This window comes from Rhodanobacter lycopersici, from assembly GCF_040812335.1.
Taxonomy (GTDB): Bacteria; Pseudomonadota; Gammaproteobacteria; order Xanthomonadales; family Rhodanobacteraceae; genus Rhodanobacter_A; species Rhodanobacter_A lycopersici.
Window position 1 is genome coordinate 513,345 of record NZ_JBFOHK010000001.1, and the last position, 25,819, is coordinate 539,163.

Annotated in this window: 22 protein-coding genes and 9 tRNA genes; 8 read left to right on the forward strand and 23 right to left on the reverse strand. The window is 65.9% G+C overall.

Annotation, left to right across the window (positions count from 1 at the left end; genetic code table 11):
• The first annotated feature begins 5 nt into the window (after positions 1–5).
• From ppsA to ABQJ54_RS02350, 3 genes are all read left to right on the forward strand, one after another.
• Complete coding sequence (gene ppsA, locus ABQJ54_RS02340) at positions 6–2,444, forward strand: phosphoenolpyruvate synthase (protein WP_367852669.1); 2,439 nt, start codon at positions 6–8, stop codon at positions 2,442–2,444.
• Between the two features lie 95 nt (positions 2,445–2,539).
• Positions 2,540–2,629: transfer RNA gene (locus tag ABQJ54_RS02345), tRNA-Ser, on the forward strand.
• A 235-nt stretch (positions 2,630–2,864) separates the two neighbouring features.
• Entirely contained in the window at positions 2,865–3,566 is a 702-nt protein-coding gene (locus ABQJ54_RS02350) for a PP2C family protein-serine/threonine phosphatase (RefSeq protein WP_367852670.1), read from the forward strand.
• Here ABQJ54_RS02350 and dnaQ read toward each other — a convergent pair.
• The 3 genes from dnaQ to ABQJ54_RS02365 are packed head-to-tail and all read right to left on the reverse strand — an operon-like array spanning position 3,558 to position 5,439.
• Positions 3,558–4,298 carry a DNA polymerase III subunit epsilon gene (gene dnaQ, locus ABQJ54_RS02355; RefSeq protein ID WP_367852671.1) on the reverse strand — a complete coding sequence of 247 codons (741 nt, stop codon included), beginning with the start codon at positions 4,296–4,298 and terminating at the stop codon, positions 3,558–3,560. The genes ABQJ54_RS02350 and dnaQ overlap by 9 nt on opposite strands.
• Positions 4,295–4,738 (reverse strand): ribonuclease HI, encoded by a 444-nt coding sequence (rnhA, locus tag ABQJ54_RS02360; RefSeq protein ID WP_367853551.1) that lies wholly within the window; start codon positions 4,736–4,738, stop codon positions 4,295–4,297. The genes dnaQ and rnhA overlap by 4 nt, the downstream gene beginning before the upstream one ends.
• A 17-nt stretch (positions 4,739–4,755) precedes the next feature.
• The gene (locus ABQJ54_RS02365; RefSeq protein ID WP_367852672.1) at positions 4,756–5,439 is read right to left on the reverse strand and encodes a methyltransferase domain-containing protein; all 684 of its coding nucleotides are present in this window, start codon (positions 5,437–5,439) and stop codon (positions 4,756–4,758) included.
• Between the two features lie 242 nt (positions 5,440–5,681).
• Here ABQJ54_RS02365 and gloB point away from each other — a divergent pair, with 242 nt between their 5' ends.
• On the forward strand, positions 5,682–6,449 hold the full coding sequence (gloB, locus tag ABQJ54_RS02370) for a hydroxyacylglutathione hydrolase (RefSeq protein ID WP_367852673.1): 768 nt from the start codon (positions 5,682–5,684) through the stop codon (positions 6,447–6,449).
• Positions 6,446–7,681: a LysM peptidoglycan-binding domain-containing protein gene (locus ABQJ54_RS02375; protein WP_367852674.1), complete on the forward strand. Its 1,236-nt coding sequence runs from the start codon at positions 6,446–6,448 to the stop codon at positions 7,679–7,681. The genes gloB and ABQJ54_RS02375 overlap by 4 nt, the downstream gene beginning before the upstream one ends.
• 79 nt (positions 7,682–7,760) lie before the next feature.
• Here the strand turns inward: ABQJ54_RS02375 and ABQJ54_RS02380 are convergent, their stop codons facing one another.
• The 16 genes from ABQJ54_RS02380 to rlmE all read right to left on the reverse strand — a co-directional run bounded on the left by ABQJ54_RS02380 (position 7,761) and on the right by rlmE (position 20,706).
• Positions 7,761–9,665 carry a SurA N-terminal domain-containing protein gene (locus ABQJ54_RS02380; RefSeq protein ID WP_367852675.1) on the reverse strand — a complete coding sequence of 635 codons (1,905 nt, stop codon included), beginning with the start codon at positions 9,663–9,665 and terminating at the stop codon, positions 7,761–7,763.
• A gap of 146 nt (positions 9,666–9,811) precedes the next feature.
• A tRNA-Asp gene (locus ABQJ54_RS02385) sits at positions 9,812–9,888 on the reverse strand.
• Positions 9,889–9,897: 9 nt separating this feature from the next.
• Positions 9,898–9,972, reverse strand: a tRNA-Val gene (locus ABQJ54_RS02390).
• A gap of 19 nt (positions 9,973–9,991) precedes the next feature.
• A complete protein-coding gene (locus ABQJ54_RS02395) occupies positions 9,992–10,264 on the reverse strand; it encodes an HU family DNA-binding protein (protein ID WP_077483600.1) in 273 nt (90 codons plus the stop codon).
• 341 nt (positions 10,265–10,605) lie between these two features.
• Complete coding sequence (gene lon / locus ABQJ54_RS02400) at positions 10,606–13,092, reverse strand: endopeptidase La (RefSeq protein WP_367852676.1); 2,487 nt, start codon at positions 13,090–13,092, stop codon at positions 10,606–10,608.
• Positions 13,093–13,378: 286 nt separating this feature from the next.
• Positions 13,379–14,671 (reverse strand): ATP-dependent Clp protease ATP-binding subunit ClpX, encoded by a 1,293-nt coding sequence (clpX, locus tag ABQJ54_RS02405; RefSeq protein ID WP_367852677.1) that lies wholly within the window; start codon positions 14,669–14,671, stop codon positions 13,379–13,381.
• Between the two features lie 179 nt (positions 14,672–14,850).
• The gene (gene clpP / locus ABQJ54_RS02410) at positions 14,851–15,474 is read right to left on the reverse strand and encodes an ATP-dependent Clp endopeptidase proteolytic subunit ClpP (RefSeq protein WP_367852678.1); all 624 of its coding nucleotides are present in this window, start codon (positions 15,472–15,474) and stop codon (positions 14,851–14,853) included.
• A gap of 82 nt (positions 15,475–15,556) precedes the next feature.
• Positions 15,557–16,849 carry a trigger factor gene (gene tig / locus ABQJ54_RS02415; RefSeq protein ID WP_367852679.1) on the reverse strand — a complete coding sequence of 431 codons (1,293 nt, stop codon included), beginning with the start codon at positions 16,847–16,849 and terminating at the stop codon, positions 15,557–15,559.
• Positions 16,850–16,931: 82 nt separating this feature from the next.
• Positions 16,932–17,017: transfer RNA gene (locus ABQJ54_RS02420), tRNA-Leu, on the reverse strand.
• Positions 17,018–17,214: 197 nt separating this feature from the next.
• A tRNA-Lys gene (locus ABQJ54_RS02425) sits at positions 17,215–17,290 on the reverse strand.
• Positions 17,291–17,302: 12 nt separating this feature from the next.
• Positions 17,303–17,378: transfer RNA gene (locus ABQJ54_RS02430), tRNA-His, on the reverse strand.
• Between the two features lie 15 nt (positions 17,379–17,393).
• Positions 17,394–17,470, reverse strand: a tRNA-Arg gene (locus tag ABQJ54_RS02435).
• Positions 17,471–17,495: 25 nt separating this feature from the next.
• Positions 17,496–17,572: transfer RNA gene (locus ABQJ54_RS02440), tRNA-Pro, on the reverse strand.
• Positions 17,573–17,746: 174 nt separating this feature from the next.
• A tRNA-Arg gene (locus ABQJ54_RS02445) sits at positions 17,747–17,823 on the reverse strand.
• A gap of 277 nt (positions 17,824–18,100) precedes the next feature.
• A complete protein-coding gene (gene ftsH, locus ABQJ54_RS02450) occupies positions 18,101–20,059 on the reverse strand; it encodes an ATP-dependent zinc metalloprotease FtsH (protein ID WP_367852680.1) in 1,959 nt (652 codons plus the stop codon).
• Positions 20,056–20,706: a 23S rRNA (uridine(2552)-2'-O)-methyltransferase RlmE gene (gene rlmE / locus ABQJ54_RS02455; RefSeq protein ID WP_367852681.1), complete on the reverse strand. Its 651-nt coding sequence runs from the start codon at positions 20,704–20,706 to the stop codon at positions 20,056–20,058. Before rlmE ends, ftsH begins: the two co-directional genes overlap by 4 nt.
• A gap of 76 nt (positions 20,707–20,782) precedes the next feature.
• Here rlmE and yhbY point away from each other — a divergent pair, with 76 nt between their 5' ends.
• Positions 20,783–21,079, forward strand: a complete 297-nt coding sequence (yhbY, locus tag ABQJ54_RS02460; protein ID WP_367852682.1) for a ribosome assembly RNA-binding protein YhbY — start codon at positions 20,783–20,785, stop codon at positions 21,077–21,079.
• Positions 21,079–21,453, forward strand: a complete 375-nt coding sequence (locus ABQJ54_RS02465; RefSeq protein ID WP_367852683.1) for an Mth938-like domain-containing protein — start codon at positions 21,079–21,081, stop codon at positions 21,451–21,453. The genes yhbY and ABQJ54_RS02465 overlap by 1 nt, the downstream gene beginning before the upstream one ends.
• A 128-nt stretch (positions 21,454–21,581) precedes the next feature.
• Here ABQJ54_RS02465 and ABQJ54_RS02470 read toward each other — a convergent pair whose 3' ends face one another.
• The 4 genes from ABQJ54_RS02470 to surE form a co-directional block, all read right to left on the reverse strand.
• Positions 21,582–22,553 (reverse strand): peptidoglycan DD-metalloendopeptidase family protein, encoded by a 972-nt coding sequence (locus ABQJ54_RS02470; RefSeq protein ID WP_367853552.1) that lies wholly within the window; start codon positions 22,551–22,553, stop codon positions 21,582–21,584.
• 41 nt (positions 22,554–22,594) lie between these two features.
• Positions 22,595–23,203 carry a YqaA family protein gene (locus ABQJ54_RS02475; protein WP_367852684.1) on the reverse strand — a complete coding sequence of 203 codons (609 nt, stop codon included), beginning with the start codon at positions 23,201–23,203 and terminating at the stop codon, positions 22,595–22,597.
• A 338-nt stretch (positions 23,204–23,541) separates the two neighbouring features.
• On the reverse strand, positions 23,542–24,237 hold the full coding sequence (locus ABQJ54_RS02480; protein ID WP_367852685.1) for a protein-L-isoaspartate(D-aspartate) O-methyltransferase: 696 nt from the start codon (positions 24,235–24,237) through the stop codon (positions 23,542–23,544).
• 3 nt (positions 24,238–24,240) lie between these two features.
• Positions 24,241–25,029, reverse strand: a complete 789-nt coding sequence (gene surE, locus ABQJ54_RS02485; protein WP_367852686.1) for a 5'/3'-nucleotidase SurE — start codon at positions 25,027–25,029, stop codon at positions 24,241–24,243.
• Between the two features lie 141 nt (positions 25,030–25,170).
• On the opposite strand from surE, the gene ABQJ54_RS02490 reads away from it, so the two are divergent.
• A complete protein-coding gene (locus ABQJ54_RS02490) occupies positions 25,171–25,716 on the forward strand; it encodes a Smr/MutS family protein (RefSeq protein ID WP_367852687.1) in 546 nt (181 codons plus the stop codon).
• The last annotated feature ends 103 nt before the right edge of the window (positions 25,717–25,819 follow it).

Below are 25,819 nucleotides of genomic sequence, written 5' to 3' on the forward strand. Positions count from 1 at the left end.
TTGCCTTGAACCATCTGGTGCTTTGGCTCGACCAACTGCGCATGACCGACCTCGGCAAGGTCGGCGGCAAGAATGCCTCGCTCGGCGAAATGATCGGCAACCTTGCCAAGCTCGGTGTCTCCGTGCCCGGCGGCTTCGCCACCACGGCCGACGCGTTCCAGCAGTACCTGGAAAAGAGCGGCGTGGCCAAGCGCATCCAGGCGCGCCTCGCCGACCTCGATGTCGACGACGTGGACGCGCTCACCAGGGCAGGCAAGGAGATCCGCGAGTGGGTCACCGAAACGCCGCTGCCGGCCGATCTCGACCAGGCCATCCGCGACGCTTATGCCAAGCTGTGCAAGGACGCTGCTCCTGTTGAAAAGTCCGGCGATGGATCGCCGGTTTTTGATTCTGGCGATCAGGGACGATCGCAAAAGTATCCTGACATCGCCGTGGCTGTGCGCTCCTCCGCCACCGCCGAGGATCTGCCCGACGCCAGCTTCGCCGGCCAGCAGGAAACCTTCCTCAACGTGGTCGGCATCGAGGACGTGCTGCACAAGGTGAAGGAAGTCTTCGCGTCGCTGTACAACGATCGCGCCATCGCCTACCGCGTGCACCAGGGCTTCGCCCACGAGAACGTGTTCCTCTCCGCCGGCGTGCAGCTGATGGTGCGCTCGGACGTGGGCGCCGCGGGCGTCCTGTTCACGCTGGACACCGAATCGGGCTTCCGCGACGTGGTGTTCGTCACCGGCAGCTACGGCCTCGGCGAGATGGTCGTGCAGGGCGCGGTGAACCCCGACGAGTTCTACGTGTTCAAGCCCACGCTGAAGGCCGGCAAGCCGGCCGTGCTGCGCCGCAATCTCGGCGCCAAGCAGTTGCGCATGGTGTATTCGAACCAGCCCGGTGAGCGCGTGAAGACGGAAGACACCCCGGCCGGCCTGCGCACCAAGTTCTGCATCAGCGACGCCGACGTCGAGGAACTCGCAAAGCAGGCACTGATCATCGAACAACACTACGGCCGCCCGATGGACATCGAGTGGGCGAAGGACGGCCACACCGGCAAGCTGTACATCGTGCAGGCACGCCCGGAAACGGTGAAGTCGCGCGCGCACGCCACCCAGCTCGAGCGCTTCCAGCTCAACGAGAAGGGCAAGGTGCTGGCCGAGGGCCGCGCCATCGGCCAGAAGATCGGCGCCGGCAACGCACGCGTGGTGCGCTCGCTGGCCGACATGAACAAGGTGCAGCCCGGCGACGTGCTGGTGGCCGACATGACCGATCCCGACTGGGAGCCGGTGATGAAGCGCGCCAGCGCCATCGTCACCAACCGCGGCGGCCGCACCTGCCACGCGGCGATCATCGCCCGCGAACTGGGCGTACCCGCCGTGGTGGGCACCGGCAATGCGCTGGAGCTCATCCCTGACGGCGCCGAAGTCACCGTATCCTGCGCCGAAGGCGACACCGGCACGATCTACGCGGGTCAGCTGAAGTTCGAGCGCATCACCGCCGACCTCGGCGCGATGCCCGAGGCGCCGCTGAAGATCATGATGAACGTGGCCAACCCCGAGCGCGCGTTCGACTTCGGCATGCTGCCGAACGCCGGCATCGGCCTCGCCCGCCTCGAAATGATCATCGCCAGCCACATCGGTGTGCATCCCAAGGCGCTGCTGGAATATGGCAAGCAGGATGCCGAGACCAAGGCGAAGATCGACGAACGCATCGCCGGCTACCCCGGCCCGGTCGAGTTCTACGTGGATCGCCTCGCCGAAGGCATCGCCACCATCGCCGCCTCGGTGTACCCGAAGCCGGTGATCGTGCGCATGAGCGACTTCAAGTCCAACGAGTACGCCAACCTGCTCGGCGGCTCGCGCTACGAGCCGCACGAGGAAAACCCGATGATCGGCTTCCGCGGCGCCAGCCGCTACGTCGATCCCAGCTTCGCCGAAGCGTTCGGGCTGGAGTGCAAGGCGGTCAAGCGCGTGCGTGAGACGATGGGCCTGGACAACGTGTGGGTGATGATCCCGTTCGTGCGCACCCTGGACGAAGGCCGCAAGGTGGTCGAGGTGCTGGCGAAGAACCACCTCAAGCAGGGCGAGCACAACCTCAAAGTCATCATGATGTGCGAGGTGCCCTCCAATGCCCTGCTCGCCGAGGAGTTCCTCGACATCTTCGACGGTTTCTCGATCGGCTCCAACGACCTCACCCAGCTCACCCTGGGCCTGGACCGCGACTCCTCCATCGTCGCCGGCCTGTTCGACGAGCGGAATCCTGCGGTGAAGAAGCTGCTGTCCATGGCGATCAAGACCGCGCGCGCCAAGGGCAAGTACGTGGGCATCTGCGGCCAGGGCCCCAGCGACCACCCCGACCTGGCCGAGTGGCTGATGGACCAGGGCATCGAATCCGTGTCGCTGAACCCCGACACCGTGGTCGACACCTGGCTGCGGCTGGCGAAGAAGAAGGCCGGCTAGCCCCACGGTAGCCGTGGCAAGCAAGGGCCTCTCGCTTGCCACGGTCGCAGCCACCACGTAAAATCGCCGGCTCGCGCAGACCACGCGACCCTTTTGGAGAGGTGGCAGAGTGGTCGAATGTACCTGACTCGAAATCAGGCGTACGTGTAAGCGTACCGTGGGTTCGAATCCCACCCTCTCCGCCAGACACAAAAACGCCCCCTCGTGGGGCGTTTTTGTGGCTGGCGGAGAGGGTGGTGTGGACGAGCCCACTCAGGTTCGACAAATTCGCCGGGAGCGAATTTGGACAGCCGCAGGCTGGCCCCGCAGCGCGCAAGCGCGGAGGGGTTCGGCTCATGGATGAGCCGAACAATCCCACCCGACAATCTCGCGTAATCCAGCGCTTTTGCACCCTCCCCCAACATCCGCCATGCTTCCCCCATGATCGAATTCGGACACGCCACCCACGTCGGCCTGCGCCGCACGCGCAACGAGGACACCTACTACGCCGATGCGACGCTGGGCCTGTTCCTGGTTGCAGACGGCATGGGCGGCCATCTGCACGGCGAAGTGGCTTCAGCCCTGGTGCGCAACAGCGTGGTCGAGCTGGTGAGCCGCGGACACAGCCTCGCCGAAGCCATCCGCGGTGCCGACGAGCACCTGCTGGCGCAGATGCACGACAGCACCGATGTGATGCCGATGGGCAGCACGATCGCGGCGTTGCGCCTGGGCGAGGATGGCTACGAGGCGGCGTGGGTAGGCGACAGCCGCATCTACACCACGGGACGCGAGCTGCGCCAGATCAGCCACGACCATTCGCTGGTGCAGGCGTTGGTCGAGGCGGGTCAACTGGACCCGGCGCATACCGCACGGCATCCGCAGCGCAACGTGCTGACCCAGGCACTGGGCGTGACCGCCGCTTCCCAGCTCCACATCGGCATGGCGCACGGCCGTGTCGTGCCGGGTATGGGTTTCCTGCTGTGCAGCGACGGCCTGACCGAGGACCTCGATGCGGCGTCGATCGCACGCACGGTGGCGCGCACCGACCTGGCCGCGCAGGAATGCGTCGATCAGCTGCTGCTGGATGCGCTGGACCGCGGCGGCAAGGACAACATCACCGCGATCCTGGTGCGCTCAAGCTGAACCTGCTTCCGCAGGCGCCTCGGCCGTCTCCAGCTTGCGCCAGACGCTGATGCCACCGGCGCTCTTGTCCAGCGCATCGAGGCGTTGCTCGTGCAAGGCGGACTCCTCGGCCGATGCACGCAGCACGCGCGGCCGCCCATGCAGGACCAGTGGTGTCGCCGCCGCCGTCAGCGCCGCTTCCTGCGGTTGCTCGAAGGCCAGATCCAGCGCCACCTGACCCGACGTCATCGCAAGATAGACGTCGGCCAGCAACTGGGCGTCGATCAGGCCGCCGTGCAGGTCACGCCGCGAGTTGTCCACGCCGAGGCGCTTGCATAGCGCGTCGAGGCTGTTGCGCTGGCCAGGGTAGCGTTCGCGTGCCATCGCCAGCGTGTCGAGCACGCTGCAGCGGTCGCCGATGCGGCCATGGGTCCCGCCAAGCCGTGCCAGTTCGGCATCGAGGAAACCCACGTCGAAGCTGGCGTTGTGGATGACCAGCTCGGCGCCATCGACAAAGGCGAGGAACTCGTCCACCTTGTCGGCGAACAGCGGCTTGTCGACGAGGTCGCCGTCACGGATGCCGGTGACCTGGCTGGCCCCCTCGTCCATCGCCCGTTCGGGATTGAGATAGGTCTGCCAGTAGCGGCCGGTGAGGCGTCGCTCCACCATTTCCACGCAGGCGATTTCCACCAGCCGATGGCCCTGGCGCACTTCCAGGCCGGTGGTTTCCGTATCCAGCACCACCTGCCTCATGCGTTGCTCCTGCGCTGTTCGGCCTGCTCGCGCGCAGCCTGGTCCACGCGTTCGTTTTCGGCGTGGCCGTTGTGGCCCTTCACCCACTGCCAGCGCACGCGATGGTTGCCGGTGGCCGCGGAGAGGCGCTCCCACAGGTCCTGGTTCTTCACGGGCTGCTTGTCGGCGGTGCGCCAACCGTTGGCACGCCACTTCGGCAACCACTGCTCGATGCCCTGCATCACGTAGCGCGAGTCGGTGGTAAGCACCACGACGCAAGGCCGGGTCAGCGCCTCCAGCGCGCCGATTGCCGCCATCAGCTCCATGCGGTTGTTGGTGGTGTCGGCCTCGCCACCGGCCAGCAGGCGTTCACGACCCTTGGCGCGCAGCAGCGCCGCCCAGCCGCCAGGCCCCGGATTGCCGAGGCAGGCGCCATCGGTGAATGCTTCCACTTCTTCAATCGTCACGCATGGTTTCCTCAAGATACAGAGTGTCGCCGCGTGCCCGGCGACAAGCGCGCGTTCACCGGCGCACGTGCCGGCAACGGCCGCAACTTCAGCGGGATGGCCTGGCGTCGCTGCTTGCGCGCCAGCAGCAGGTAGCCACCACCCCAGCGGCTGTCGCCCCCGGCCGGGAATTCATTGCCGGGCCAAGGCGTGCCCAGCCGGCGCAGGCTTTCGATTTCCAGCCCTTCCCGCCGCAGGTACTGGCGCAGGCGCCACGGCCACAGCAGCGATTGCTGCTGCCCTCTCGTGCGCCAACAGAACCAGGGGGCCCATCCGCCCAGCGGATGTAGCGCGGTCACCGCCAGCACGCCACCGGCCGCCAGCACGCGGCAGGCTTCGCCAATCAGCGCGGCGACTTGTGGTGCCGGCTCCAGCGCGTGCTGCAGCCAGACGAGGTCGAAAGCCTCATCGATGAAAGGCAACGGCTCATCGGCACGGCCACGCAGATCGCCCTGATAGTCGCCATGCGCCAGCCACAGGCGCGTCCATGTCACACCAGGCAAGGGCGGTACCGCGTCGTCATCGGCCACGCCGATACGCAAGGCACGCCGCCCCGTCTCGCGCTGCAGCAACGGCGCCATGCTGCGCCATTGCCCGCCGCGCAATTGCCTCAAGGGGACGCTGGCGTGAATGTCCTGATCGCGTTGAAGCGGCATGCACTCGATCCGGCTCCGGTGAACCCGGGCTCCGGTCATCATCGAAATCCAGTTCGCAGTGTAGCGTTTGACGGTGTCGACCGTGTCGCAGATCCAGGCGGGCACATCTCACATCGCTGAACCGTCGCTACGCGCGTTAACGACATGCTAACGAGCCCCCGGGGAAGGCTGTTTATAGTCGACCGATTCACGCATGCCGGGATGGCTGCGTCTGCCGTTCGACCAACGCAGCGGAGCATGCCATGCATCTCGTACCGCTACCGGCACTGGCCGACAATTACATCTGGTTGCTGCACGACGACGCGGGCAACGCCATCGTCGTCGATCCCGGCGACGACGCTCCGGTGGAGCAGGCGCTGGCCGCACGCGAACTCAAACTTCGGGCGATCCTGCTGACCCACCACCACCATGACCACATCGGCGGCGCGGCGGCGCTATGCCAGCAGCACGGTGTGCCCGTGTACGCACCGGAAGATGCACGGATCGAGACAGCCACCGTGCGCGTGCGCGACGGCGCACGCATCGTCCTGTCGCAGCCACACGCCAGCTTCGAGGTCATCGCGGTGCCTGGCCACACGCTGAGCCACGTGGCCTATTTCGGCGAAGGCGTGCTGCTGGCCGGCGATACTCTGTTCAGCCTGGGTTGCGGGCGCCTGTTCGAAGGCACGCCCGCACAAATGCTGGCCTCGCTGGACCGTCTTGCGGCGTTGCCGGCCAGCACCCTGCTCTGCTGCGGGCACGAATACACCGCCGCCAACGGTCGCTTTGCCCGCGGGATCGAACCGGGCAATGCCGAATTGTCAGCCCGCCTGAGGGAAGTCGCCGAACTGCGCGCACGGCAACATCCCAGCCTGCCTGTATCCATGGCCAGGGAGCTGGCGACCAATCCTTTCCTGCGCACCGATGCGCCGACGGTGATCGACTGGTGTCGGCAACAGGCCGGCCATCCCACGGATCGCACCGCCCGCTTCGCCGCCGTGCGGGCGGCCAAGGACGCGTTCCGCGCATGAGCAGGCACCTGTACCCGAAGCGACTATTGCCGCTGGCACTGTCGGCCCTCCTGAGCGCCTGCGCCACCACGCCACCGCCGCGTCCCGAACCGGCGCCTCTCCCTGCCCCGTCCACGTCCACATCCGTCGAAACGGTGCCGCCCGCCATAACGGCTGAACCGGCTCCGCAAACCGGCAATGTCTGGGATCGACTGCGTGGCAGTTTCGCGATGGCCGACTGTGATGCCGATCCCGCGGTGCTGTCCTGGGCACGCCGCTACACGCAGGACCCACAACGTTTCGAGCAGGAAGCCAGCGCGGCGCTGCCCAAGCTGGCCTACGTGCAGCAGGTGGCGGCCGAGCACCATGTGGCCGGCGAATTCGCGCTGCTGCCATGGATCGAGAGCGGTTTCCGCCCGATTCCCGGCCGGCATGGCCGCCCGGCCGGCATGTGGCAGATCATGCCGGCCACGGCAGCCGCGATGGGCCTGCACGTGGACCGGCACTACGATGGCCGCCTCGACGTGCAGGCCGCCGCCGACGCAGTGATGAAGCTGCTGAGCCGCTATTACGACCAGTTCCACGACTGGCGCATCGCTGATTACGCGTACAACGCCGGCGAATACAAGACGCTCCAGTTGATCCAACGACACGGACCGCCACCGGAGATGCCGGTCATCCCGCGTTGGCCGGTGCACGACATCACCCGCGAGCATCTCACCAAGTTGCTGGCGATGGCCTGCGTGGTACGCGAACCCGACCGCTTCCACGTCAGCCTGCCCACGCTGTCGCCCAGCCAGCATCTCGTCTCGGTGCCGCTGCCGCACTCGATGCCGCTGGCGCGCGCCGCCGACCGTGCCGGCATGCCGCTGGACAAGTTGAAGGACCTCAACGCCGCCTTCCGCAACGACATTGCCGACACCAGCGTCGCCTCCTACCTGATGATGCCGGTCAACCACGCGCAACAGTTCCGCGACGCGCTGCTGGAGCAGTCGGCCAGCGCCAGCGCCGATGCCGCGCTCGTGGCCGGCACCGGTGCCGCGGACATCGGCTCGACGACGGCATCTGCCGGGGCGAAGTCGACACGGCAGCCCATGGGGTACGCCCGCACGCACCGCGTGAAGTCCGGAGAGAACCTGTGGCAACTGGCCCGCCACTATTCGGTGAGCGTGCGCGACCTGCAGCGCTGGAACCACCTGCAAGGACAGCACATCAGGCCCGGCCAGGTGATCAGGGTCAGCGCGCCGCACTGAGTCTGCAATTCCTCGATCCTTGAATGACGAAGGCGGCCTGCTGGCCGCCTTCGTCATTCAGTCGCGCGATCGCCCGGATTTACATGCGATCCTTGGCGATCTTGATCTCGGTGCTGTTGCGCAGCGACTTGATCAGCTCCTCGGTCGCCACGGCACCGTAGGCCTGGATCATCTGCTGGCGCAGCATGTCGCGCTGCTCGGACGTGACCTTGGACAGGTCGGCGCCCTGCACCTTGCCCACCGCCAACAGCGCATAACTGCCGTCGTGCATGTCCACCGTGGCGTACTGCGGCTTGCCGTCGACCGGATGCGGCAGCAGGAAGGCTTCGTCGCGCAGCGCCGCCGGCACATCCGGCTGGATGCGAACCACATTGGCGGCGTTCTTGACGCTGGCATTGGCGGAAGCCGCCACAGCCGCCATCGTCTCACCCTTGCGCAAGCGCGCCAGCAGGCTGTCGGCCTGCTGCTTCGCGGCGGTTTCGATGCGCTGGTCCAGGATGGTCTTGCCGATCTCGTCATGGACATCGGCCAGCGGCCTGGCCGCAGCGGGCACGTGCTTGGCCATGCGGATCACCACCGCGTCGTCGTTGCCGAGCTCGATCAGGTTGGAGTTGTTGCCCTGCGCCAGCACGTCGTTGCCGAATGCCGCCTTGATGACCTTGGGATTGGCAGCAATGCCTTCGCCACCGTTGCGCGAGAACAGTGCCGTGGTCTTGATCGGCAGGGCCAGCGCCTGCGCGGCCGGCTCCAGCGAGGACGGATTCTGGTAGGTGTTGTCGGACAGCTTGCCGGCCACTTCGTTGTACTTGCGATCCTTGTCGCCAGCCGTGGCTTCAGCCACCAACTGGTCGTGCACCTCGGCGAACGACTTGGCCTCGCCGTTGCGGGTGTCGCGCAGCCAGATGATGTCGTAACCGTCCGGCGTCAGCACCGGCTTGGAGATTTCGCCCTTCTTCAGCGCGAACATCGCGGTGTCGAACGCGGCATTGGTCACGCCCTTCTGCAGCCAGCCCAGGTCGCCGCCCTGGCGCTTCGAGCCAAGGTCGTCCGAATCCTGCGCGGCGATCTTGGCGAAGTTCTCCGGGGTGGCTTCGGCGGCGATCTTGTCGGCCTTGGCCAGCGCAGCCTTCTGCTGGTCAGGCGAGGCGTTGGCGGGCACATTGACGAGGATGTGCGACACCTCGCGCTGCTCGGGTTGCACGAAGCGCTGCTTTTCGTTCTCGTAGCGCTTCATCAGGTCGGCATCGCTGGGCGGTGCCTCCGGCTTGAGCTCGCTGCCCTTCACTTCGATGTACTGCAGCGACACCTGCTCGGGATTCATGTAATCGGCGAGGTGCGCCTTGTAGTAATCCGCGATCTGCGCGTCGGTGACGTTGGCATCGGCAGGCTGCGGCTTGGGCAGCACGGCGTAGCTGATATCGCGGCGCTGCATACGCAGGTCGAGGAAATGATCGATCTCGGCGTCGGTGACGATGGTGCTGGCGTCGATCGCGTTCGGCAGTGCCTGCGTGGCCATCGAGGCGCGCACGTCGTCCTGGAACATCTCGGGCGTCTTGCGTTGCTCCGCCAGCAGGGTGCGGTACGTGTTGGGGTCGAACTGGCCATTGATCTGGAACGCGGGAATCGCCGCGATGTAGTCGCGCACAGCCTGGTCAGGCACGCGGACACCCCAGTCCTGGTTCGCCTTCAGCAGCAGTTGCTGGTCGATCATGCCGTCCAGCACCTTCAGCTTCATCTCCGGCTTCTCGAACGCGTCCGGATCGAAGCTGTCGCCCTGCTCGGCGCTCAGCTGCTGGCGCAACTGGTTCATGCGGTCCTGGAAGTCCTGCTGGCTGATTTCGTGCTTGCCCACCTTCGCCACGTAGGTGTCGGCGCGGGACATGATGTATCCCTCGATGCCGAAGAACGTCATCGCAAAGGTGGCCACGCCGAGAAGGACGACGGCTGGCCATCCATGCATCTTGTTACGCATTGCCTGCAGCATTGCCTACCTTCCTGCCAGTGTTGATCGGCGCACGCGGCGCACGTTGCATGAACCATTCGGGCGCCGGCGAGACGCCAGTCACGGCTGATTCCCCCGGGAACGCCGTCCAAACGACAAAGGCGCCACAGGGGCGCCCTTGCGAACCGTGGCGGAGCGGACGGGACTCGAACCCGCGACCTCCGGCGTGACAGGCCAGCATTCTAACCGACTGAACTACCGCTCCACAGTTTTCTGGTGGGTGCTGTAGGGATCGAACCTACGACCATCGCCTTGTAAGGGCGGCGCTCTACCGCTGAGCTAAGCACCCGAAACCAAGCGTCAGCCGCTCAGTTTAGGGCGTCCTTGAGCGTCTTGCCAGCCTTGAAGGCGGGAACCTTCGAAGCCTTGATCTTGATCGTCTCGTTGGTGCGCGGGTTGCGACCGGTACGGGCGGCGCGCTTGCGCACGGTGAAGGTACCGAAACCGACCACCGACACGTCCTCACCCTTCTTCAGCGACTTCTGCACCACCTCGAAGAACGCTTCGAGCGCGCGACCGGCGTCGGCCTTGGTCAGTTCGGCCTTGTCGGCGATGGCATTGATCAGATCGGTTTTATTCATTGAAAGCTCCCTATTACGTTTTGCGGCAGGCGCGTCCGTGGCATGGACGCACGCAGCCGTCGTGGATGGTTGGTACCTGCATGGCGCCGTATCGCAACCTCCGCATCACGGGCACTTGCAGCAGACGCCGGGATTGCGGTTTCGCCTTTATACCAGTGCCTCGCCGAACACCGCAATACAAGCTGCGACAAGGTTTTCAGGCGGCGTGCAGCGGCCGGACGACTTTGTCGGCGACTGCATCACAAAACGCCCCCGACACGGGCGGATTTTCCGGAATGCACGAAAACGCAAGGCGCCACGAACCGGTTGGGACTCGGCGGCGCCTTGCCAACGGAAGATCATCAATGGGGGCGTGCGTGCGACTCCGCCTCGTCGACGTCCGCTTGCTCCTCGCGCGCGGTATGCGACTCTGCCCTCGGCTCGTTCGGCTGCAGCGGACGCTCCAGCGCGATGTCCAGCACCTCGTCGATCCAGCGCACCGGGTGGATCTCCAGCGAAGCGGTGATGTTGGCCGGCATGTCGGCCAGATCCTTCTTGTTGTCCTCGGGAATGATCACCGTAGTGATGCCGCCGCGATGCGCAGCCAGCAACTTCTCCTTGAGCCCGCCGATCGGCAGCACGCGGCCGCGCAGCGTGATCTCGCCGGTCATCGCCACTTCCGAACGCACCGGCACCTTGGTGAGCGCGGATACCAGCGCAGTGCACATACCGATGCCGGCGCTGGGGCCGTCCTTCGGCGTGGCGCCCTCCGGCACGTGTACGTGGATGTCGAACTTCTGGTGGAACTCCGGATCGACGCCCAACCGGTCCACGCGCGCGCGCACCACCGACAGCGCGGCCTGGATCGATTCCTTCATCACGTCGCCGAGCTGGCCGGTGTGCACCAGCCGGCCCTTGCCGGCCACCACCGAGGCTTCGATGCTGAGCAGTTCGCCGCCCACCTGGGTCCAGGCCAGGCCGGTGACCAGGCCCACTTCGTTCTGCAGCTCCTTGCGGCCGAAGTCGAAGCGCCGTACGCCCAGGTAATGGTCGAGGTTGACCGAATCCACCGTGACAGCCGCCACGGCCTTCACCTTGCCCTTCGCGGACTTCGCTGCCGGTTTCGCCTTGCCCTTGGCCTTGCGCACCTCGCCCAAAGTGAGCTCCTTCACCACCTTGCGGCAGATCTTGGAAATCTCGCGCTCCAGGTTGCGCACGCCGGATTCGCGCGTGTAGTAGCGCACGATGTCGCGCACGGCCTCCTCGACCACGCCCAGCTCCTCGGGCTTCAGCCCGTTCGCCTTGAGCTGCTTGGGCAGCAGGTACTTCTGCGCGATCGCCAGTTTCTCGTCCTCGGTATAGCCGGGGATGCGGATCACCTCCATGCGGTCGAGCAGCGGGCCCGGGATGTTCAGCGAGTTCGCGGTGGCGATCCACATCACCTCGGAAAGGTCGAGGTCGACTTCCAGGTAATGATCGTTGAAGGCGTGGTTCTGCTCGGGATCGAGCACCTCGAGCAGCGCCGAGGACGGGTCGCCGCGGAAGTCCATCGACATCTTGTCGATCTCGTCGAGCACGAACAGCGGATTCTTGCTGCCGGCCTTGTTGAGATTCTGCACGATGCGGCCCGGCATCGAGCCGATGTAGGTGCGGCGATGGCCGCGGATTTCCGCTTCGTCGCGCACGCCGCCCAGCGACATGCGGACGAACTTGCGATTGGTGGCCTTGGCGATCGACTGGCCGAGCGAAGTCTTGCCCACGCCGGGCGGACCGACCAGGCACAGGATCGGCCCCTTCATCACCGACACGCGGTGCTGCACGGCGAGGTATTCGAGGATGCGATCCTTGACCTTCTCCAGACCGAAATGATCGGCGTCCAGCACCTGCTGCGCCAGCGCAAGGTCCTTGCGCACCTTGCTGCGCTTCTTCCACGGCACGCCGACCAGCCAGTCCAGGTAGTTGCGCACCACCGTGGCCTCGGCCGACATCGGCGACATCTGGCGCAACTTGCCGAACTCCTGGCGCGCCTTGGCCAGCACCGCCTTGGGCATGCCGGCGGACTCGATCTTCTTCTGCAGCTCCTCGACCTCGTTCGGGCCGTCCTCGCCTTCGCCCAGCTCCTTCTGGATCGCCTTCATCTGCTCGTTGAGGTAGTACTCGCGCTGGCTCTTCTCCATCTGCGACTTCACGCGGCCGCGGATGCGCTTCTCCACCTGCTGCAGGTCCATTTCGCCGTCGACGAGGCCGATCAGCAGCTCCAGCCGCTCGCCGACGTCGGCGGTTTCCAGCACCTTCTGCTTGTCGGCCATGCGCACCGACAGATGGGCGGCGATGGAGTCGGCCACACGCGAGGGATCCTCGATGCCGGACAGACTGGCCAGCACTTCCGGCGGCAGCTTGCGGCTCTGCTTCACCAACTGCTCGAACAGCGAGATCAGCGTGCGCGAGACGACGTCCAGCTCGCGCTCCTTGGCGCTGTAGACCGGCTCGACCACGCGCGAACGCGCCACCAGCATGCCGCCATCCTCGTGGCAGTCCTCGATGGACACGCGCGACTGCCCCTCGACCAGCACCTTGACCGTGCCGTCGGGCAGCTTCAGCAACTGCAGCACGTTCGCCAGCGTGCCGATCTGGTGCAGGTCGCCTACGGCCGGATCGTCGATGTCCGGGCTCTTCTGGGCCGCCAGCAGGATCTGCCGCTCGCTCTCCATCGCGCGCTCCAGTGCACGCATGGACTTGTCGCGGCCCACGAACAGCGGGATGACCATGTGCGGGTAGACGACCACGTCACGCAGTGGCAGCACGGGCAATGCGTCGAGTACGGCGGGCGCAGGAGCGTTCTTGGCCATTGAGGGGTTCTCGCAGAAAATCCGATGGGACAGGCCCGACACTGCGCCGGGCACCATGAGTCGTCAAGTGGAGGCTAACCGGGGATTACTCAAGCGACGCTGACCCCGTGAACGCCCTTGTTCGCGAAGATCAGGCGGGCAGCCACCCATGGCCGCACTTTCAAGGCGTCCTTTGCGATCATCCATGATCGCGAAAGTCGAACGGACAGCCGACCATGGCTGCACTTTTCAAAACAAAACGGCTCCGGCGCTGGCGCCGGAGCCGTGCTTGCGAAACCTGCGTCGATCAGGCGGCGTCGCCGCCTTCGCCTGCCACGCGCTGCTGCAGGTTGCCGCGGTAGATCAGGTAGGGCTCGGCCTGGCCTTCGATCACCGCGTCATCCACCACCACCTTGCTGACGTGCTCCAGCGAAGGCAGCTCGTACATGGTGTCCAGCAGCACCTGCTCGAGGATGGTGCGCAGGCCGCGGGCGCCAGTCTTGCGCTTCAGCGCCTTCTTGGCGATCGCCTGCAGCGCCTCCGGACGGAACTCCAGCTCCACGTCCTCCATCTCGAACAGCTTCCTGAACTGCTTGGTGACGGCGTTCTTCGGCTCGGTGAGGATCTTCACCAGCGCCGGCTCGTCCAGCTCGTCCAGCGTGGCGACCACCGGCAGACGGCCGACGAACTCGGGGATCAGGCCGAACTTCACCAGATCCGACGGCTCGACATCGGCCAGCACCTTGCCTAGGTTCTGGGTGCGCTCCTTGCTGCGCACCTCGGCGCCAAAGCCGATGCCGGTGCTCTCGGAACGCTGCTGGATCACCTTCTCCAGACCCGCGAACGCGCCGCCGCAGATGAACAGGATGTTCTTGGTGTCCACCTGCAGGAATTCCTGCTGCGGATGCTTGCGCCCGCCCTGCGGCGGCACCGAGGCCAGCGTGCCCTCGATCAGCTTCAGCAGCGCCTGCTGCACGCCCTCGCCCGACACGTCGCGGGTGATCGAGGGGTTCTCGCTCTTGCGCGAGATCTTGTCGATCTCATCGATGTAGACGATGCCCGACTGCGCCTTCTCGACGTCGTAGTCGCACTTCTGCAGCAGCTTCTGGATGATGTTCTCGACGTCCTCGCCCACGTAGCCGGCTTCGGTCAGCGTGGTGGCGTCGGCAATGGTGAACGGCACGTTGAGCAGACGGGCCAGCGTTTCGGCCAGCAGGGTCTTGCCCGAACCGGTGGGGCCGATCAGCAGGATATTGGACTTGCCCAGTTCGACGTCGTCGCCCTTCTGGCGCGACTCCATGCGCTTGTAGTGGTTGTACACCGCCACCGCCAGCGCCTTCTTGGCGCGCGCCTGGCCCACCACGTACTGGTCCAGCGACTCGCGGATTTCCTTGGGCTTGGGCAGCTGGGTGCGGCCGGAGGCGGCCTTCTCCTCCAGCTCCTCGCGGATGATGTCGTTGCACAGCTCCACGCATTCGTCGCAAATGAACACGGACGGACCCGCGATCAGCTTGCGCACCTCATGCTGGCTCTTGCCGCAGAAAGAGCAGTAGAGAATCTTCCCGCCGTCGCTGGAACGTCCCTGCCGATCGTCACTCATACATTGATTCCGCTGTAAAACTGTGGGTTATTCAGGTCGCGGCCGGAGAATAGCACAGGGCTCCGCGTCGACTGGCAGACGCGAAGCCCCCTGGGTTCAAATCGTGATGAGTGCGGCCATGGATGGCCGCCCGCTTGACCTTCGCGATCAGGGACGATCGCAAGAACAATGGCCCCGTGTCAGGCCGACTTGACCGTATCGACGGCACGGCGGTCGAGCACCGCATCGATCAGGCCGTACTCGCGGGCGGCCTCGGCGCTCATGAAGCGGTCGCGCTCCATGTCGCGCTCGATCTTCTCCAGCGGTTGGCCGGTGTGCTGCACGTAGATGTCGTTGAGGCGCCGACGCAGGTACAGGATTTCCTGCGCCTGGATCTCGATGTCCGTCGCCTGGCCGCGGGCGCCGCCCGAGGGCTGGTGGATCATCACGCGCGAGTTCGGCAACGAGTAGCGCTTGCCCTTGGCGCCAGCCATCAGCAGCAGCGAAGCCGCACTGCAGGCCTGGCCGATGCACATGGTGCTGACGTCGGGCTTGATGTACTGCATGGTGTCGTAGATCGCCAGCCCCGCTGTGACCGCGCCACCCGGGCTGTTGATGTACAGATGGATGTCCTTGTCCGGATTCTCCGACTCCAGGAACAGCATCTGCGCGACCAGCAGGTTCGCCACCTGGTCGTTGACCTCGCCGACCAGGAAGATCACCCGCTCCTTGAGCAGGCGCGAGTAGATGTCGTAGGAGCGCTCGCCGCGGGCAGTCTGCTCGACGACCATCGGCACCAGGTTGAGGTTCTGAATCGGTTCCATGGTCTTTGCGCTCTCCGGTTGTGTGCCTTGAGTATGCCATCGGGCCCGGCACACGCCAGACCCGACGGACGGCACCTGATGATCAGGCGCCCGCGGGGCGCATCACCTCGTCGAAGCTCAGGTCCAGGTTGGTGGTATTGGCGTGATCCGCCACCCACTCGGCCACCTGGTCTTCCATCACGCGGTTCTGCAGCCCGGACATCAATTGGGGGTCGCCGTTGTAGAGTTCAATGACCTTCTCCGGCTCCTCGTAGGTCGAGGCGATCGCGGCAAGCTGTTCAGCCACGCGCTTGCGATCGATCTTCAGCTCCTGCTTGCGGGCGATCTCGCCCATCAGCAGACCGGCGATCACGCGCTTGCGCGCCATCGGCAGCGCGGCCTCGACCAGCTGCGGTGGCGGTTGCTGGCCACGCGGCACGCTGCCCGCGGCCATCGCCTGTGCCTCGGACTGCACCATCAGCTTCGGCACGTCCAGCGCTGCATGCGCGTCGGCCAGCTTCTCGGCCACCTCGGACTTCAGCCGGCCCATCAGCGCGGCTTTCAGCTCACGCTCCAGGTTCGCACGCACTTCCTTGCGAAAGTGCTCCAGGTCGCCATCGGCAATACCGAACAACTTGGCAAACTCGGCGTCTATCTCCGGCAGCTTCGGTTCCTGCACTTTGATGACCTTGAAATTCACCTTGGCGCTCTTGCCGGCCAGATTCTCGTTGCGGAAATCCGCCGGAAATTCGATGTCGGCCTCGTAGCTGTCGTCGGCCTGGCGGCCGGTCAGCGCCTCGTCCAGCGCCTTGAACAGGTTGCCCGAGCCCAGCACGCTGCCTGCACGCTCCAAACCTTCCGCCGGGAAACGATAGTCGCCCGCCTGCGCGGCATATTCGAACATCACGAAGTCGCCATCGACCGAGGCGCGTTCGACCAGTTCGAAGCTGCGGCGCTGCTGGCGCAGCGTTTCCAGCATCTTCTCCACGTCGGCATCGGCCACCTCGGCCTGCGGGCGCTTGATCTCCAGCGCGGACACGTCGACCTCGGGGAATTCCGGCATCACCTCGAAGGTGGCGGTGTAGGCAATCTCGCCGTTCTCCGGCTTGCCGGTGGTATCGATCGAGGGGTTGGCGACCGGCTGCAGCTTCTCCTGCGTCACAGCCTCGCGCAGCGTGCTGCCGATCAGGTCGGACAGTACCTCGCCACGCACCTGCTCGCCGAAACGCTGCTTGATGACGGTCACCGGCACCTTGCCCGGGCGAAAACCCTTCAGGCGCACCGTGCGCCCCAGCTCCGCGATGCGCGCACTCACCTGCGTCTCGTAGCGCTCGGCGGGAAACTTCACCGTGAGCTTGCGCTCGAGCGTGCCGATGTTCTCAACCGAAACCTGCATGTCGTCTCCTGGAACCTGATTGTTGTGGCGCCCGTCGAGCGCCCTGGCGGCAACCGTTCGGCGCCGGAAAACCATCGGGGGTTGGTGCGAAAGGCGGGACTCGAACCCGCACGGGGGTTACCCGCCAGAACCTAAATCTGGTGCGTCTACCAGTTCCGCCACTTTCGCCTTGCCATGTCCGGCTTATGGGGCGGAAACGGCGCTTTCGCCACGTCCGCCCAGCCGCAGCCTAAGTCGATGATTACCAGCGCTAAAGCGGCTCATTGTACGGTCGCGCCAAGCCACAGCACAAGCGTGCAGCACACGCTGAACGGCCTTGCGTTGCCCAAAGCGAAACGCCGACCGCAAGGGTCGGCGTTCGGTGTTGGTGGGCCGTGTAGGATTCGAACCTACGACCAATTGATTAAGAGTCAACTGCTCTACCAACTGAGCTAACGGCCCTGAAACTTGAACTGGGGTGAACGATGGGACTCGAACCCACGACAACCGGAATCACAATCCGGGACTCTACCAGCTGAGCTACGTCCACCATAAACACTTTCAGTGGTGCGCCCGACAGGATTCGAACCTGCAACCGTCGGCTTAGAAGGCCGATGCTCTATCCGGTTGAGCTACAGGCGCGGACGCCTACGGCAGAACACGACGTTGGTCGGGGCAGAGGGATTCGAACCCCCGACTTTTGCGTCCCAAACGCAACGCTCTACCAGACTGAGCTATACCCCGATCGAGCCCGCGACAACCTTCATCAACAGAGCCTTGGAATGCTGTGGATGACCATACCGTCCGTCATTCCGCATGCATCGCTCAGGGCACCATGCCCACCATTCCGCGACTTCGGCGAACCGCCCGTTCCGCGGAAGCAAGTCGAAGTGCGAACACCCCGCCATGCAGTACAAATGGCGCGCCCGGAGAGATTCGAACTCCCGACCACCTAGTTCGTAGCCAGGTACTCTATCCAACTGAGCTACGGGCGCGCACTAACTTGCCACTCCGTCGGACGGTTTCCCGAACCGCCGAAGCGAGGAGCGGAATTATTCAGGGTCATGCCGCGAAGGTCAACACTTTTGTGAAATTTTTTTTCACACGCACCGTCGATACCTCGCCTTTGCTTCGCCACGCCACGCAATGGCCCTGCCACGCAGGCAACAGGCGGCACGTCTCGCACACCTGCGAACAATGAAGGGAGTGGCGGCCGCCACTCCCTTCGCATGATCGGTCATCGCGAATCGTCTGGACGTCCAGACGTCCGTATCAGGTATCCAGCCCGGAACGGTTCTGCGTCGCCGGATCACCCACCTTGCCAACCGTGGAGTCCCCACCCTTGGGCGGCGGTGGCGGGGGTGGCGTGGAACCGCCACTGGCGTTGCGGTTCCAGTCGGCGGGCGGCCCCGGCTCGCGACCGGCCATGATGTCGTCGATCTGATGCGCATCGATCGTCTCGTACTGCAGCAGCGCTTCGGCCATCGTGTGCAGCTTGTCGATGTTGTCGGTCAGCAGTTGCGTGCTACGCGCGTAGGCACGGTCGAGGATGCCGCGCACCACCTCGTCGATCTTGCTGGCGGTCTCGTTGGAGATGCTCTTGTGCTGGGTCACCGAACGCCCCAGGAACACCTCGTCCTCGTCCTCGCCGTAGGTGATCGGACCGAGCTCGTCGGAGAGACCCCACTTGGTCGCCATGTTGCGCGCCATCTTGGTGGCGCGCTCGATGTCGTTGGACGCACCGGTGGTGACCTTGTCGGCACCGAAGATCAGCTCCTCGGCCACGCGGCCGCCATACAGCGAGCACAGCTGCGACTCGATCGCCACCTTGTTCATGCTGTACTTGTCGCCTTCCGGCAAATACATGGTGACGCCCAGCGCACGGCCGCGCGGGATGATGGTGACCTTGTAGACCGGGTCGTGCTCGGGCACCAAGCGGCCGACGATGGCATGGCCGGCCTCGTGGTAGGCGGTAAGCTTCTTCTCGTCCTCGCTCATCGCCATCGAGCGACGCTCGGTGCCCATCAGGATCTTGTCGCGCGCCTTGTCCAGATGGACCATGCGCACTTCGCGCGCGTTCTCGCGCGCGGCGAACAATGCCGCCTCGTTGACCAGGTTGGCCAGGTCGGCGCCGGAAAAGCCCGGGGTGCCGCGCGCGATGGTCATCGCATCGACGTCGCTGGCCACCGGCACCTTGCGCAGGTGCACCTTGAGGATCTGCTCGCGCCCCTTCACGTCGGGCAGGCCCACCACCACCTGGCGGTCGAAACGGCCCGGGCGCAGCAGCGCGGGGTCGAGCACGTCGGGACGGTTGGTGGCGGCGATCACGATGATGCCTTCGCTGCCTTCAAAGCCGTCCATCTCCACCAGCAGCTGATTGAGCGTCTGCTCGCGCTCGTCGTGGCCACCGCCCAGGCCCGCGCCACGGTGGCGACCCACCGCATCGATTTCGTCGATGAAGATGATGCAGGGAGCGTGCTTCTTGGCCTGCTCGAACATGTCGCGCACACGGCTCGCGCCCACGCCCACGAACATCTCCACGAAGTCGGAGCCGGAGATCGAGAAGAACGGCACCTTGGCCTCGCCCGCGATGGCCTTGGCCAGCAGGGTCTTGCCGGTACCGGGCGGGCCCACCATCAGCACGCCGCGCGGGATCTTGCCGCCCAGCTTCTGGAACTTGCCCGGATCGCGCAGGAACTCGACCAGCTCGCCGACCTCTTCCTTGGCTTCGTCGCAACCGGCCACGTCGCTGAAGTTGACCTTGATCTGGTCCTCGCCCTGCAGCTTGGCGCGCGAACGGCCGAAGCTCATCGCACCGCGTCCGCCGCCGCCGGACTGCATCTGGCGCATGAACCAGATGAACACACCCACGATCAGCAGCACCGGCAGCCAGCTCACCAGCAGGCCCAGCAGCGAGAAGCCCTCGGCCGGATCCTGGCGCACTTCCACGCCCTTGTCCTGCATCTGCTTGACCACCGCATTGGTGGAGAAGCCGAGCATCGGAGCCACCGTGCGGTAGCTGCTGCCGTCTTTCAGCTTGCCGCTGATGGCCGGCGGCTGGTCGGCGCTGATCACGGCGCTGGAAACGTTGCCGTTGGCCACGCTCTGCACGAAGCTGCTGTAGGCCATGTTCGACGACGCGGAGCCGTGCGGATTGAAACTCTGGAACACGGTGAACAACACCACCGCGATGATCACCCAGAGCAACACGTTTTTCGCTGTTTCATTCATGCGCGGTTCTCGCCCGGTTGCGCCGCAGCGGCCTTGCGGCCGATTGCCAGCGCGTACACCTCGCGCGAACGCGCGCGCGAGGCCTTTGGTTTACGCATCGTCACGCGCGAGAAGTCCGCGCGCAAGCTGCGCAGGTAATCGTCGAAGCCTGCGCCCTGAAACAACTTGATCAGGAACGCGCCCCCCGGCTTCAGCCATTGCCGGGAAAAATCCAGCGCCAACTCGGCCAGATCCATGGCCCGGATCTGGTCGGCCAAGGCCACACCACTCATATTGGGGGCCATGTCGGACAGCACAAGATCCAGCTTCTGCCCCTCCAGCCGGGCCTCCAGCGCCCGCAGCACGCTTTCCTCGCGGAAATCGCCTTCGAGGAAATCCACCCCGGCGATGCCCTGCATCGGCAGGATGTCCAGCGCGAACACCTTGCCGTGATCGCCCAGCCGCTGGCGTACCAGCTGCGACCAGCCACCCGGCGCCGCGCCCAGATCCACCACGGTCATGCCCGGCTTGAGCAGGCGGTCGCGGTCGATCAGCTCCTCCAGCTTGTAGACCGCGCGCGAGCGCACGCCCTCGGCCTGCGCCTTCTTCACGTAGACGTCGCTGAAATGTTCGCGCAGCCAGCCGGCGCTGCTCTTGCTGCGGCTCATGGGACAGCATCGCTACAGGGGAATCAGGGCGCATGATACCCTTTGCGGCCGACTCCCCGCGAATTGAAGCCGCCACATGGCCCTCTCCCCCTCGCAGATCCGTTACCTGCGCAGCCTTTCCCACGGTCTGAACCCGGTCGTCCTGCTCGGCAACAAGGGCGCCAGCGATGCCGTGGTCAAGGAATTGCACCAGGCCCTGGAGATCCACGAGCTGGTCAAGGTGAAACTCTCCGGCGGCGACAAGGAGGAGCGGCAGGCCCAGCTCGACACCCTGCTTGCCGGCACCGGCGCCGAGGCGGTGCAGCAGATCGGCCACGTCGCCGTGCTGTTCCGCCGCAACGCCGACGAACCGAAGATCGCGCTACCCCGCTGATGGACCTGTCGCTCGAACGTCCCGAGGGTTACCTGTTCGTGCGCCGGGTCGGCAAAAACAGCATCACCCTGATCGACCGCGAGCTCACCGACAGCTTCCTGCTGGCTCCCGACCGTGTCGTCGAGCACTGGCCGGTGCACGGGGCCGGCTCGCTCGACGCCAGCCACGTCGACGCCCTGCTCGACCTGCAACCCGAACTGGTGCTGCTGGGCACCGGTACGCAGCAGACATTCCCAGCCGCCGCGTTCATGGCCGGCTTCCTGCGCAAGGGCATCGGCGTGGAGGTGATGGACAATGCCGCCGCTGCCCGTACCTACAACCTGCTGGCCGGCGAAGGGCGACAGGTGGTCGCCGCGTTTATGCTTCCGGCCTGACACGGCGGGATTCAAGCACGGTGTCATAAACAGCTTGAACAGCCTTGCCTGATGGTCGGAAAAGTGCTCCTGCACTTTCCCGACTCGCCGAGCTGGGGCAAGCCCGGCTCGGCTCCGTCCCTGGGGCGCTACTTCGCTGGCAGGTAATTCATCGGGTCCACCGGGTTGCCGTCCTTGCGGATCTGGAAGCCCAGCTCGACGCGCGAGCTGCCGCTGGAGCCCATCTCGGCGATTTCCTGCCCGGCGCTGACGCGCTGACCTTCCTTCACCAGCCGCTTGCTGTTGTGCCCGTAGGCCGACAGCAGGCTGTCGCTGTGCTTGATGATGACGAGCTCGCCATAGCCAACCAGGCCGTTGCCGCTGTAGACCACCACACCATCGGCCGCGGCGCGCACCGGGTCGCCCGCCTTGCCGGCAATCTCGATGCCGGGCACCGCGTCACCCGGCGTGAAACGCTTGATGATCTGGCCATCGGCCGGCCAGTGCCAGGTCACGCCTCCGGACGCACGCGAACTGCCGCCCGCCACCACCGGTGCCGGTGGCGGCACGGCCATCCTGGGCTCTCCCGCCACCGGCACCTCGGTGCTCAGCGGGGTAGCCGGTGCTGAAGCCGCGACACTTGCCGGCGCAGCCGCGGCGGCCGATCCCGTCGCTACCGGCACATGGGAGCCTGACGGCGGTGGCGTCGAGGCTGGCGTTGGCACGTTCTCGAACACGGGCGCGGCCGGTGCTGCCGGAACAGGTGCCGGCTTTGCCCGTTCGGCGGTAGCCGCCACTGCGTGTGAAACCGGCGCACCGCCGGCAGCTGGCGACAGGCGCAGCCGCTGTCCCGGCCAGATCGTGTAGGGCGCGGCAACGCCATTCCATTTCGCCAGGTCGCGGAAATCCACGCCCTTGCGGAAGGCGATCGAATACAGGGTGTCGCCCTTCGCCACTTCGTAGCTGCCACCGGGAATCGGCGTGCGTGCTGCGACGGGCTGGATGTGGCTGCCGCCCTGGCCCGTGGCCGGCTCCACCACCACGGTGCTGCAGGCGGACAACACCAGCAAGGCGGCGACAAGCAGCAACGGGGCAAGGAGTCGATTCATGCGCGCCAGCATAGCGAGGGCTCCCTGTTTTTTCATGCGGGCTCCTGGCACCTTCAATGCCGCCAGAGCCACCACGCCAGCAGCAGGCCCAGCAGCACCAGCACGATCCAGCCGATCCACTCGATGTACTTGTGCAACAAGTGCTCGGCGCGCTCGCCGAACAGCCAGATCAGCAGCGCCAGCAACCACACGCGCTTGCCACGGCCCAGTGCCACGCAGCCGAGGAAGGGCAGCACCGGCACGCCGACGATGCCCGAGGCCCAGGTCACGAACTTCATCGGCACCACCGGCTGCAGCGCGGCAAGGACCAGCACGCCGTAAAGTCCCCAGCGGTGCTCGGCCATCTGCGCACGAAGGCTGGACACGCCCTGCTCGATCGGCACCAGCAGGTGCAGCGTGCCCAGCAGCGGCTTCAGCGCCTCGAACGCCCAGTGCCCCAGCGCGTAGCCGACCAGCGAGCCCAACAGCGAGAACGCCAGGCTGACGTTCGCGTAGAAGAATGCCCGATGCCGCTTGCCCAGCATCATCGGCGCCAGCATCACCTCCGGCATGACCGGGAAGATGAAAGCCTCGACGAAACTGAGCCCGCACAGGTAACGAATCGCGTGGGGGTGGCGCGCCCACACCAGGGCGCGGGCATAGAGCTTGCCGAACAGGCGCATCTAGTCGGTTTCCTTGGAGAGTCTGCTCAATGCCTCCGCATGGCCCGCGCCGGGAGCTGTTTGCGCGCAGGCCAAGGAAGAAGGAGGGTACGCGGGGAGGCGCCATGGATGGCGCCGGCTTTGAGGAGCGAGGAGTGGACGTCCGTCCACGACCGAGTGATGACGCGGGGATGCGGGCAAACAGACCCGGCCCGAAGGGTTGCCTTGCCGTGGCCGCCATGCGGTGGCGCGCGGCTTGACCTGCCAGCCAGGTAGGCGCTGCGCCACGCGCCACCACCTGACGACCACGACAAGGCAACGCGGGCTATGCGGAGACATTGAGCAGACTCTTCGTTGCATCAGCCGATGCCGCCCAGCAGCGGCACGAAACTGACCGCGCCGAGTTCTTCCTGGGCGAAATCGCCCTGCCCGTCGCCGCGCAGGCGGATCAGCACCTGGCTGCTGGGCGAACCCACCGGAGCCACCAGCACGCCGCCGGGGCTGAGCTGTTCGAGGATGCGGCTGGGAATGGTGTCGCCCGCAGCGGTGAGGATGATCGCGTCGAACGGCGCCTCGTCGGCCCAGCCCAGCTTGCCGTCGTCGTAGCGCGAACGGATGTTGCCGAGGCCGAGCTGGCGGAAGCGGCGACGCGCCTGGCGCAGCAGTTCCTCGATCCGCTCCACGGTGTAGACCTGCTCCACCAGCGCGGCCAGCACCACCGCCTGGTAGCCGGAGCCGGTACCGATCTCCAGCACCCGGCCGGGCTTCTCCTTGCGCGCGTCGAAATGCTCGAGCAGCGCCTCGGTCATCCGCGCCACCACCCAGGGCTGGGAGATGGTCTGGCCGTGGCCGATCGGCAGTGCGGTGTTCTCGTAGGCGCGCGAGTGCAGCGCCTGGTCGATGAAATGGTGACGCGGCAGGTTGCGGATCACGTCGATCACCCGCGGATCGCGGATGCCGCTTTCCCGCAGCTGGGCGGCGAGCCGGTCGCGCGCGCGCTGCGAGGTCATGCCCTCGCCCTTCAGTGCCGCGGGAGGCAGCGTATGCATGTTCATCGCTCAGGCCACCTTGTGGCCGGGAACGGCCATGTCGTCGCTGAGCGATTGCATCCAGCTGCTGACCTTCTCCAGCGCCTGGAAGCGGGTGAGGTCGACATGGATCGGCGTGACCGAGACATAGCCGCGCCGTACTGCGTCGAAATCGGTGCCCGGGCCGGCATCGTCCACCTCGCCCGCCGGGCCGATCCACCAGATCGGGCGGCCGCGCGGATCGGTCTGCGCGATGCATGGCGCCGCGCGATGACGGCGACCCAGCCGGGTGACCTCGAAGCCGCGGATCTCCGCCCACGGCCGATCCGGCACGTTGACGTTGAGGATGGTATCGGCCGGCAGCGGATCGACCAACAGCCGGCGCATCAGCAGCAGCACCGCGTTCGCGGCCGAGTCGTAATGGATGCCGCGGTGGTCGTGGCTCACCAGCGACACGGCGATCGCCGGCAGGCCGAGGAAACGCCCCTCCATCGCCGCCGACACCGTGCCGGAATAGATCACGTCGTCGCCGAGATTGGCCGAGTTGTTGATGCCCGACACCACGATGTCGGGCTCGTTCTCCAGCATGCCGGACAGCGCCAGGTGCACACAGTCGGTGGGCGTGCCGGCCACGCGGTAGCGGCCGTCCTCCATGTGCAGCACGCGCAGCGGTGCATCCAGGGTCAGCGAATTGCTCGCACCGGAACGGTCGCGGTCAGGCGCCACCACCGTCACTTCGCCCACCTCGCCGAGACGCTCGGCAAGCACATGGATGCCTTTCGCATCCACGCCATCGTCGTTGCTGACAAGAACTCGCATGCTGATCCGTGTTGAGTCGACCGCAGCGCATCGCCATTCGCGGCGTACGCACCCTGTAGCCGCCCGAGTTTACCGGAGCGAACCCGTGGTTTCACGGATCGGGAGCACGCGTAGCGCCCTCCCGCTTGCTAGCATCGGGACATGAAACGCCGCCCGTCCACGCCGATCAGCGAAGACGATGCCCGCCTGTTCCGCGAGGCGATCGGCGAGGTGCGCCGCATCGACCCGGTCGCCGCGCCGCCGCCGGTGCCGAAACCCGCGCCGCTGCCGCGCATGCTCGAAGCCGACGAGGCCGCGGTGCCGGGCGAACTGCTGGAAATGGCTTTCGACCCGGCCGTGCTCGAGGTGGGCGAGGAACTGGGCTACCTGCGCGACGGCTATCCGCCGAAGCTGCTGCGCCAGCTCAAGCGCGGCCAGTTCAGCGTGCAGGACGAGATCGATCTGCATCAGATGAATGCCGCTGCTGCACAGCTCTCCATCGCCAGCTTCCTCGCCGAAGCGCGGCAGCGCGGCCTGCACTGCGTGCGCATCATCCACGGCAAGGGCCTGCGCTCGAAGGCTGCCGGGCCGGTGCTGAAGGCGCTCACCGACCGCTTGCTGCGCCGGCGCGACGACGTGGTGGCGTTTGCTTCGGCGCGCCCTGCACAGGGCGGCACCGGAGCTGTGATCGTGCTCCTCAGGAACTGAGGAGCACCTTGGGCCATGACTGGCCCAACGTCCTGCTGGCACTCAGTGCCAGCAGGACGGAGCCGGCGCAGGGCACGGCCCTGAGCTGGCGAGCCCGCGAGGT